This is a genomic window from bacterium (assembly GCA_030654305.1).
In the GTDB taxonomy this organism is placed as follows: domain Bacteria; phylum Krumholzibacteriota; class Krumholzibacteriia; order LZORAL124-64-63; family LZORAL124-64-63; genus PNOJ01.
Genome location: JAURXS010000528.1, coordinates 1 through 2,383 on the forward strand (window position 1 = coordinate 1; position 2,383 = coordinate 2,383).

Here is a 2,383-nt window from a genome sequence, read left to right on the forward strand (position 1 = left end):
CTCGCGCGCCGCGATCGCGGCGGACGCGGGGTACGCTTCCGCCGCGTACGTGACGTGCAGCACGGCGAGGGACTTGCGCAGGTCGACGCCCGCGCTCCACAGCCAGGGGTCGTTGCCGACGCCGCCGGCGTCCGCGGGGTAGGTCAGCGGCCAGGGTTCGTAGCGCCCGTCGCCGACGGCGCCCCGCCCCTCGTCGCGCGGCGTCCAGCGCCGGCCCGCCGCCGCGTGCAGGCGCAGTTCGGGGACCTGGGCGTCCCGCCAGAAGCGCTGCGTCCAGGCCAAGCCCGCGTAGGGCGCGGCCGCGCCGTCGCCCAGGCCGCTCGCGCGCGAGCCCAGCGGCAGGGTGGTGCGCAGGTCGAGCGCGAAACCGGCGTCGCGCCAGGGGCGCGGCAGGCCGAGGACCAGGCCGGCCTCGCCGTCGGCGAGCCCGGACGCGGCGGCGGGCAGATCGCCGGCGCCGCCGGACCAGGAGCGCCACGGCGCCGAGGCCCACGCGCGCAGCCACGGCCGCCAGCCGTACTCGACGTCGGCGCGCCAACCGACGTGGTCGACGTAGTAGCGCGCCTCGGCGGGCCCCGCCTGCACCGACCAACGCTCGTGCCCCAGGCCGATCAGCAGCACGCCGTCGGGGGGCAGCACCCCCTCGACGAGCCGGCCGAGCCGCACCGAGCGCTCCTGGTTGCGGCGCAGCTGCTCGGCGGCGCCGTCGCCGGGGCCGAGCAGCGCGGCCGCGGCCAGTCCGGCCGCGAGCAGGCGGGCGATCGTGGCGGGCTTCACCAACGTGGGCTTCAAGAGGGCGAGCCCCCTTCATCCGGCTCCGGCACCGGGTCCGGTGCCGTGTCCGGCGTCGCCCCGGCGTCCGCCGCCGGCGCGGCCTCCTGCCGCTCCTTCTTCAGCTCGTCCATGTAGTTGAGCTTCAGGTCCATCACGGCGCGCGACAGCAGGCCGGCCACCTCGGGGTGGGCGTTGCCCTTCGTCTTGGCCTTCAGCATGTCCAGCAGGTCGATCGACAGCCGCGCGCCTTCGAGATCGCGCCGAGGCTGCCCGGTCTGGGGATCGGCGAGCTTGCCGAGCTGCACCAGGGTACCGGTCTGCAGGTTGAGCACGAGCATCATCAGCGACTGGTCGTGCTTGTCGAACTCCGGGGTCGTCGTCTCGCTCACGTTCCTCCTCCTTCGCCCGATCCGTACGGTCGTCAGCCGGCGGCGTCGTCCGCCTCGTCGTCGAATTCGTCCGCGATGCTGCCGACCAGGACCTCCAGCAGGTCCTCCAACGTGACCATGCCCAGAGGGTTCCCGCCGGCGTCCACCACCACGGCCATCTGCTGGCGCTGCCAGCGCATCTCCTCGAACAACCCCCAGGGCGACATCTCGCGGTCCACGCGGGGGCAGGTGCGCAGCAGCGCGTCCGGGATCCGCCGCCAGTCCTGCTGCATCGCCTCCGACAGCAGCAGGTCGCGCACCAGGACCCAGCCCTGCACCTCGCGCGGGTCGTCGCCCAGCACGGGCAGGCGGCTGTAGCCGGAAGCGGCCGCCAGCCGGCGGCACGTCGCGGCATCCGCCGCGCGGGGCAGGCTGTCGACACGTTCCCACGGCGTCATCACGGCGTCGAGGTTCAGGTCCGACAGGGCCAGGCAGCGGGCCAGCAGATCGGTGAAGCGCCCGTCCTGCGCGGCCGCCGGGTGCGCGGCCATCAGGTGGTGCATCGCTTCGCGGCCGATGACGGCGCCCTCGGCACGACGGCCGCGGCCGGGCAGGAGGCGGTCGATCAGCGAAGAGTAGGCCAGCAGCACCCAGCGCACCGGCGACAGCAGGAGCATGGCCGCCCGCAGGGGCCGGACCGAGGCGAGACTCAACCGCTCGGGGTACTCCCGGTACACGACCTTCGGGATGATCTCGCCGAAGACGACCACCAGCACGGTGGCGATCGCGGCCGCCGCGAACTCGCCGCGGCTCCCGTAACGCGCCGTCAGCGCGGCGGTCAGCACGGCGCTGAAGCCGACGTTCGCGAGGTTGGTGCCGATCAGGCAGGACAGCACCGGATCCTCGATGCGGTCCAGCAGCCGGCGCAGCGCGGCCGCGCGCGGGTGCGGCTCGTGGCGCAGGAGCGTGCGCAGCCTGATGCGGCTGATGCTCATCAGCCCCGTCTCGGCGCCGGAGAAGAAGGCCGAAGCCGCCAGGCAGGCTGCAAGCACCGCCACGACGGCTGCCGGCGAGAGGCCGCCGCTCATGGCGTCGCCTCCGTCGCCGCGCGCGGCAGCCGCTGCAGGCGCAGCTTCGTCACGCGCAGGCCGTCCATCTCCAGCACCGTGCAGCGGTAGCGGTCCCACACGACGCGGTCGCCGCGCGCGGGGATGCGCCCCAGCTTCGCCATGACGAAACCG

General features: G+C 74.6%; 3 protein-coding genes. All 3 read right to left on the minus strand.

The features are described from left to right. A partial coding sequence (locus Q7W29_14810; protein ID MDO9173092.1) for a hypothetical protein occupies window positions 1-792 on the minus strand: 792 nt, incomplete at its 3' end. After that, window positions 789-1,163, minus strand: coding sequence for a DUF1844 domain-containing protein (locus Q7W29_14815; protein ID MDO9173093.1), 375 nt, complete (start codon window positions 1,161-1,163; stop codon window positions 789-791). The genes Q7W29_14810 and Q7W29_14815, both read right to left, overlap by 4 nt. A gap of 32 nt (window positions 1,164-1,195) precedes the next feature. After that, the gene (locus Q7W29_14820) at window positions 1,196-2,230 is read right to left on the minus strand and encodes a hemolysin family protein (protein ID MDO9173094.1); all 1,035 of its coding nucleotides are present in this window, start codon (window positions 2,228-2,230) and stop codon (window positions 1,196-1,198) included. Window positions 2,231-2,383 lie beyond the last annotated feature (153 nt).

What these genes read in the sequence shown, in the direction of transcription:
- Q7W29_14820 (MDO9173094.1), bottom strand. Translation starts at nt 2,230, where the DNA reads ATGAGCGGCGGCCTCTCGCCGGCAGCCGTCGTGGCGGTGCTTGCAGCC.